General features: G+C 45.1%; 5 protein-coding genes and 1 pseudogene. 2 read left to right on the top strand and 4 right to left on the bottom strand.

All coding sequences use genetic code 11. From position 1 onward, the window contains the following. Positions 1–319: pseudogene (locus D908_RS07145) on the top strand (IS4 family transposase); the annotation flags it as partial. 470 nt (positions 320–789) lie between these two features. Here D908_RS07145 and spfP read toward each other — a convergent pair. The 4 genes from spfP to hemB form a co-directional block, all read right to left on the bottom strand. After that, positions 790–837, bottom strand: coding sequence for a small protein SpfP (gene spfP / locus D908_RS23280; protein ID WP_438356636.1), 48 nt, complete (start codon positions 835–837; stop codon positions 790–792). A gap of 193 nt (positions 838–1,030) precedes the next feature. Next, a complete protein-coding gene (gene polA / locus D908_RS07150; protein ID WP_005525294.1) occupies positions 1,031–3,847 on the bottom strand; it encodes a DNA polymerase I in 2,817 nt (938 codons plus the stop codon). Between the two features lie 687 nt (positions 3,848–4,534). Continuing rightward, entirely contained in the window at positions 4,535–4,969 is a 435-nt protein-coding gene (locus D908_RS07155) for a GNAT family N-acetyltransferase (protein WP_005525293.1), read from the bottom strand. 64 nt (positions 4,970–5,033) lie between these two features. After that, positions 5,034–6,077: a porphobilinogen synthase gene (gene hemB, locus D908_RS07160; RefSeq protein WP_000116554.1), complete on the bottom strand. Its 1,044-nt coding sequence runs from the start codon at positions 6,075–6,077 to the stop codon at positions 5,034–5,036. A 175-nt stretch (positions 6,078–6,252) separates the two neighbouring features. Here hemB and D908_RS07165 point away from each other — a divergent pair, with 175 nt between their 5' ends. Further along, positions 6,253–7,020, top strand: coding sequence for a TatD family hydrolase (locus tag D908_RS07165; RefSeq protein WP_005525291.1), 768 nt, complete (start codon positions 6,253–6,255; stop codon positions 7,018–7,020). Positions 7,021–7,419: the final 399 nt, after the last annotated feature.

Here is a 7,419-nt window from a genome sequence, read left to right as displayed (position 1 = left end):
TCTGGCGTTTATTGCAGTGCGGATCCAGCAGCTTCGTCATCTTGGTCAGCAACAAGAAGTGGCCGAGGAACAAAGCTGCGAAACTTTACTGGGCAACAAAGCGTGGAAATTGTTATGGCTAAAGGTAGAAAAAAGCAAACCGCCGAAACACGCGCCAACAGTGCGCTGGGCTTATCTTAGCTTAGGGAAATTAGCTGGGTGGCACGATAGTAAACGAACAGGAATAGTGGGCTGGGAGCGACTTTGGGAAGGATGGTTCAAACTACAAACCATCCTTGAAGGTTACGAGCTTGCAATGTCTCTTGAGCATGAAATGTGATCAAGAGACAGCGCTTTAGCGGGGTTTTTTATTTGAGGTAAACATTTGAGCGATGAGAAAGGCTATTGAGACAAACAAAATCCCCACCATCCTGGTGGGGCAACGGGAGAGAAATCGGTTGTTATTGTTATGTCGTCAAGCATTCCGCAAAGGCACACAAATATCAAGCAAGCACAAAACTGACGAAAATTATGCGACTGGCAGTCGTCTAACCTTACATACCAATGGATTACGTAAGTTTATTCGGATAAAACAAGGTCTTTTAGATACTTAGTTTTTATCCAGAAATAATAAAAGTGTGAATGGAGTTTAATTACAGAATGCAGTGCTTTTTGTAACTCAATGAGAATCAACTTACATCGCTAAGTAAGCTAAAAATGTATATGAAGATATGACTCGAAACAGATTGAAGAACTTGAATTGCGCCCAATAAAAAACGCCCCAGTCAAATAGTGACTGGGGCGGCTGAATCAGCCTAATCCAATAACGTGAAACAAAAGGTCTGAAAGATAGAACATCTTACCTCTGTACCCTACGAGAGTTAATGTACAACAATTGGTCAGAATTGAAAATCTTTTTTGTAGTTTTTTTTCACTGATTTTTTATTTAGCAACATAACAGTCTGAGCCACGTAAACTTTTTTAGTGATAAAAAAAAGCCAGCGAACGTGCGCTGGCTCATATTACTGATGAATTACGCTGAAAAAATCAACTAATGAGCTTGTTCCCAGTTATCTCCGTGCCCAGCTTCAGCAACTAGTGGCACAGCAAGCTCCGCTGCTGATTCCATCAGCTGTTGTACTTTACTTTCAATTTCGGATAAAGATGACTCTTCAACCTCAAATACCAGTTCATCGTGTACTTGCATCAGCAATTTGACACGACCATCACCCTCTCGCTGAATCCATTCATCCACCAACAGCATGGCTTTTTTGATGATGTCTGCTGCTGTACCTTGCATTGGCGCGTTGATCGCGGCTCGCTCTGCCGCTTTTCGACGCATCCCATTACGCGAAGTAATTTCAGGCAGATGTAAGCGACGACCAAAAATGGTTTCTACATAACCCATTTCAGCCGCGCGACTACGTGTGTCTTCCATATACTGCATGACGCCTGGATAACGCTCGAAGTATTTATCCATATACTCTTGCGCTTCACCACGCGGAATTCCGAGCTGTTTTGCCAAACCAAACGCGCTCATGCCGTAGATCAAACCAAAGTTAACCGCTTTGGCGCGACGACGCTGCTCACTGCTGACTTGCTTAATCGGCACACCAATGATTTCAGCCGCCGTGGCAGCATGAATATCTTTCCCTTCACGGAAGGCATCGAGTAATGCCTGATCACCCGACAGATGCGCCATGATGCGCAGCTCAATTTGTGAGTAGTCGACAGCCATGATTTTCCAACCATGCGGTGCAACGAACGCTTGGCGAATGCGACGTCCTTCTTCATTACGAACAGGGATGTTTTGTAGGTTTGGATCCGTCGATGATAGACGCCCCGTAGCCGTGACAGCTTGATGGTAAGAAGTATGCACACGCCCTGTACTTGGGTTAATCATTTTGGGCAGCTTATCGGTATAGGTCGACTTGAGTTTAGCCAGACCACGATACTCAATCAGTACTTTCGGTAGTGGATAATCCAAGGCCAGCTCTTGTAACACTTCTTCATTAGTTGAAGGAGTACCTGATGGCGTTTTTTGCAATACAGGCAGCTTCATTTGCTCAAACAAAATGGTTTGCAGTTGCTTAGGTGAGCTGAGGTTGAATGGCTGGCCAGCCAGTTCATACGCCTTTTTTTCCAACTCATCTAGACGCAACGCAATTTCTTGCGATTGAGCACTGAGCAGCATGTCGTCGATCATGACACCTGTGCGTTCAATGCGTGACAACACAGGAACAAGCGGCATTTCAATTTCGCGATACACTTGTGCCAGTTTGCTGTCTTGTTCAATCAGCGGGCTGATACGCTGATGTAAACGCAAAGTCACATCTGCATCTTCCGCGGCGTACTGAGCGGCTTCTTGCAGATCAATTTGGTTAAAAGTGATCTGATTTTTGCCTTTACCGGCGATTTGCTCAAAGGAGATACAGCTGTGCTGCAGGAAACGCAGCGCTAAGCTATCCATATCATGTTTACCGCCTACGCTGTTATACACGTAGGATTGCAACATGGTGTCGTGGCGAATACCGCGCAACTCAACGCCGTAGCGCGCCATCACGCTCGCATCGTATTTGAGGTTCTGGCCGACTTTGGCCTTACTTTCATCTTCGAGCAGAGGTTTAAGCTGGGCGATCACCCAGTCGCGATCCAACTGCTGCGGCGCATCCAGATAATCGTGCGCAACAGGCAGATAAGCCGCTTCACCTTCTGCGACCGCAAACGACATCCCCACTAAGTTGGCCACCATGTAATCCAAGCTGTCAGTTTCGGTATCAAAGGCGAACAGCTCGGCTTGCTGCAATTTTTCTAGCCACAGATTGAAATCTTGCTCGTTAAGGATCGTTTGATACTGGCTGCGATCGATCTGTGCCGCAGGGCTTTCAGGAATCGCTGCTGCATTACTTGCCGCATTGTTTGCTGCGTTTGACGCTGTCACTGAAGACGCTTTCGCTTGCTCGTCCGCAGTCACAATTCCAGTACCGCCATCGAGTAATTCCGTCAGCCAAGATTTGAACGCTAACTTCCCGTACCATGTCATCAGTGCATCACGATCGGGAGTCTGCTTAAGCAGTGTTTGTGGTGACTCTTCCAACTCCACATCGCATTTAATCGTAGCTAATTGGTAAGAGAGATTGGCATTGTCACGGTTCTCTTCCAGCTTTTGCGCCATGGTTTTTGAGCCACGGAAACCTAAAGCGGCAATTTTATCCAAGTTGGCGTATAAGTCTTCCAAGCCACCAATACCTTGCAGGAGTGCTGTCGCGGTTTTCTCACCGACGCCCGGCACACCGGGAATGTTGTCCACTTTGTCGCCCATCAATGCAAGGTAGTCGATGATCAACTCAGGTGGAATACCGAACTTTTCAATCACGCCTTCACGATCCAGCACCACATTGGTCATGGTATTAATCAGTGTAATGTTCTCATCCACCAGCTGAGCCATGTCTTTATCGCCCGTACTGATCAAAACGGGCATGCCAGCTTGTGAGGCTTGACGCGCCAATGTTCCAATCACGTCGTCCGCTTCTACCCCTTCAATGGCGAGTAATGGTAAACCCATCGCGCGGATCACTTGATGCAAAGGCTCAACCTGGCAACGCAGATCATCGGGCATTGGTGGACGATTCGCTTTGTACTGATCATACATCTCATCGCGGAACGTTTTTCCTTTCGCATCAAAAATCACCGCAATACGATCGGAAGCAAACTGACGCATCATGCTGCGGATCATATTCACTACGCCATAAATGGCGTTCGTCGGGATCTCACCATTACTCATGGTGCCCGGGTAAGCGTGAAACGCGCGGTAGAGATAAGAAGAGCCGTCGATCAAAATCAGCGGATTGTCAGGTATACGAGCCATAGAAGGTTTATCCAAACGTGAGTAAATGAGCTTAGGATGCCACGACTACTGCTGGGATTCTACGTTGTTACCGTTTTTGAGTGATTCAGGGGATATCCTATTCACTGATGTGGATAGGCATTCTGTGGATAAGTCTGTTTATAGATTTTTTATCGACCACTTAAAAATCATAAAAATAGAGTGCAGATAAATTTTAACTTAATGTTTTTAAAGGATTAAAAAATAGATCAGCACGCGGTGAAATGATCTTTTTTAGATCGTCAATTGTGGAAAAGACACTCGCTGCCCTTTTACTCAGTCAATTCACTTCATGTCAGCATCAGTGGATGATTGTCAGTAAAGCGATCACTTGTCCACTTGATGACAGAATAAAAAATGATTTCAGTGGATAACTAAAAAACCACGAAATAAAAAAGAAAAAGCGACACCCGAAGATGTCGCCTAGCAAACAAGGTCAAAGCCAATTGATTGATTCGCTTTACCAAAAAGCTAAAAAATTACACTGGAAGCAATGTGAGCAATGTCGTGTCAAAAAGAACCTGTTTAAGTTCGGTCGTTGAGTCACCACACATCGATTCCTCGATAGGGTTACTTAACGTCCTGTGAACTTTCGTTTGTTCCCTAAGACACGGTTAATAATAATGGTTCTCATTTGATAGTCAATAACTAAATGAGAAAAAGTCTCATTTATTTTTTAAGCACTTTAATGAAATGAATTCGGCTTTCTATGAGAGACTCTTTTTTTTCATAATCTTCAATGAGATAGTTATTTCTTATTAATAAGCGCAACATGGCTGGAAACTGATTTCGAGATTTCACTTTAATGCGCTCATACCCTTGCTTTAATGCCCATGCCTCTTGCACTTCGAGTAATCGTTGCGCCACTCCATGACCTCGAGCAGCTGGAGCAACACCACCAAACCAGCTGTAAAATGTGCCGGAATCGAGAGCATACCCCATCTTAAACCCAAGCAATTCGCCACCCTTTTCCGCTACCAGCACTAAACTTGGCTTATCTGCTAGCCTAGCCTGCAAACTCTGCTCATTTTCCGATTTAGCAAATTCGCTTATTTTCGCCACAATTTGCGTGACTTCGTTTAAAGACCCTTCACGAACTAACATGATTTTCTCCCAACAAAAAGGCCGACTTACGTCAGCCTTCATCTTTTATCTCACTCAAAGTGGATTATTTTTTAGCAAGGAATTGCGCCGCTTTCGCGTTGTCTTCCGCCAACCACTGAGCAACGTCTTTGGCAAAGTAAGTCAAAATGCCATCCGCACCAGCACGTTTGAAACAGAGTAGAGATTCCAACACGGTTTCACGCTCTTTCAGCCAGCCATTCATGATCGCCGCTTTATGCATCGCGTACTCACCTGAAACTTGGTAAGCAAAGGTTGGGACTTGCAGCTCGGTTTTTACTCGGCGCACTACGTCCAGATAAGGCATACCAGGCTTAACCATCACCATATCCGCACCTTCGTTGATATCCATTGCCACTTCGTGCAAAGCTTCATCCGAATTGGCTGGATCCATCTGATAGTTTTTCTTGTTGCCGCCTTTCAAGTTAGCAGATGACCCTACCGCATCACGGAATGGTCCATAGTAATTTGAAGCATACTTGGCTGAGTAAGCCATGATTTGGGTATGTATGTATCCGGCCTCTTCCAAAGCCTGACGAATGCGGCCAATACGGCCATCCATCATATCGGAAGGTGCAACGACATCCGCCCCAGCCTCTGCATGAGACAGAGCTTGCTTGATCAGCACTTCGGTGGTTTCGTCATTCAGAACATAACCTTGCTCATCAATAATGCCGTCTTGACCATGCGTGGTAAATGGATCAAGCGCCACATCAGTGATCACGCCCATTTGGGGAACATGTTCTTTTAAAGCACGAACGGCACGCTGAACCAATCCTTCCGGATTGTACGCTTCTGTTGCACAAAGGCTTTTTGCATCTTGATTCACGACCGGAAATAGAGCAATCGCAGGCACACCAAGATTGGCGAGGTATTGTGCTTCTTCCAGCATTAAATCAATTGACAAGCGTTCTACGCCCGGCATGGAATCGACTTTCTCACGGCGATCTTTACCCATCAGGATAAACATCGGGTAAATCAAATCGTTCACCGACAACTGGTTTTCTGCCACAAGGCGACGGCTGAAATCATGCTTGCGTAGGCGACGTAAACGACGTCCGGGGAATTGACCTTGAATGGATACCGACACTCTACTCTCCTTCTTATGTTGTCAGTGCCTGAAAGATCGGGCGCTGAGGGAAGTGTTGGGCAAAATCATATCACTCTCGGCTGGGCATGCTAGCGCCAAAACAGGAAAAAACCAAAAATGACCTCGTGCTCACACTCACGTATACTCGCCACAAACCGATGACAGAGATTCTTCCATGATCGATACCCATGCCCATATCTACGCCAATGAATTTGACCATGATCGCGATGAAGTGATTGCTCGAGCCAGACAAGCGGGTATTGAAAAAATTCTCATGCCGAATATCGACCTTAATTCGATTGAGCCAATGCTAGCCACAGAAAAGGCTTACCCAGATCTTTGTCATTCAATGATGGGCTTACACCCTTGTTATGTGGATGCCAATGTGAAGAAAACCTTAGCAACGGTTTATTCTTGGTTCTCTCGTCACTCTTTCGTTGCTGTGGGAGAAATCGGCATCGATCTGTATTGGGATAAAACCTTCAAAGCGGAACAAGAGATGGCTTTTTTAACCCAGCTCAACTGGGCAAAAGAGCTGGATTTACCAGTGGTCATCCATACGCGAGATTCGCTCAACGAAACTTTGGCCCTGCTTAAACAAGCGCAGGATGGCAGCTTACGTGGTGTATTTCATTGTTTTGGTGGAACGCTTGAAGAAGCGAAAGCGATCAATAACCTTGGTTTTCACCTTGGACTTGGTGGGGTGAGTACCTTTAAAAACAGCGGAATGGATCAAGTAATTCCACAACTCGATCTTAATTACGTTATTTTAGAAACTGATTGCCCTTATTTAGCGCCCGCTCCTCATCGAGGCAAACGCAATGAGCCACAGTTCACCCATCTCATTTGTGAGAAAATCGCACAACTCCATTCACTCACTTTCGATGAGGTTGGCAACATTACCACGACCAACGCTAACTCACTGTTTAAACTTAATAAATAACAGATTTATTAATATGGTTGCATATTTTTTTATTGAACCGAGATCACTTTAATTTTTATGTGACAAATGTAATATGCGCAACAAATTTTCATAATCAACTTTATATTATGCTCAATTGTACTCATACGAATAATTTGCAACGTAAACGACGCACCCTTTGGCAAAGATTACTTGGTATTAAAGAAGTTTATATCTGCAAGGAATGCGGACACGTCATTAAGATCAAATAGTCATACGCCGTAAGGTAAAGTGACTCTCGCTCAGCTTCAATCAGCGTTACCCCTCAGCCACAATAAATCCCATACCCACACCAATAGACAACAAAATGGCTTGTGAATGCAGGCTATTTTGTTATCTCGGTAACTCGCGATTTATCTTTCCTTCGCAATAACTCCCTCG

Source organism: Vibrio mimicus CAIM 602, from assembly GCF_000338875.1.
In the GTDB taxonomy this organism is placed as follows: domain Bacteria; phylum Pseudomonadota; class Gammaproteobacteria; order Enterobacterales; family Vibrionaceae; genus Vibrio; species Vibrio mimicus.
This window is presented reverse-complemented; position numbering and strand designations above follow the sequence as displayed.

Excerpts from the sequence above, each read along its gene's own strand:
- polA (WP_005525294.1), bottom strand. The coding sequence starts at position 3,847 with ATGGCTCGTATACCTGACAATCCGCTGATTTTGATCGACGGCTCTTCT.
- D908_RS07155 (WP_005525293.1), bottom strand. The coding sequence starts at position 4,969 with ATGTTAGTTCGTGAAGGGTCTTTAAACGAAGTCACGCAAATTGTGGCG.
- D908_RS07165 (WP_005525291.1), top strand. The coding sequence starts at position 6,253 with ATGATCGATACCCATGCCCATATCTACGCCAATGAATTTGACCATGAT.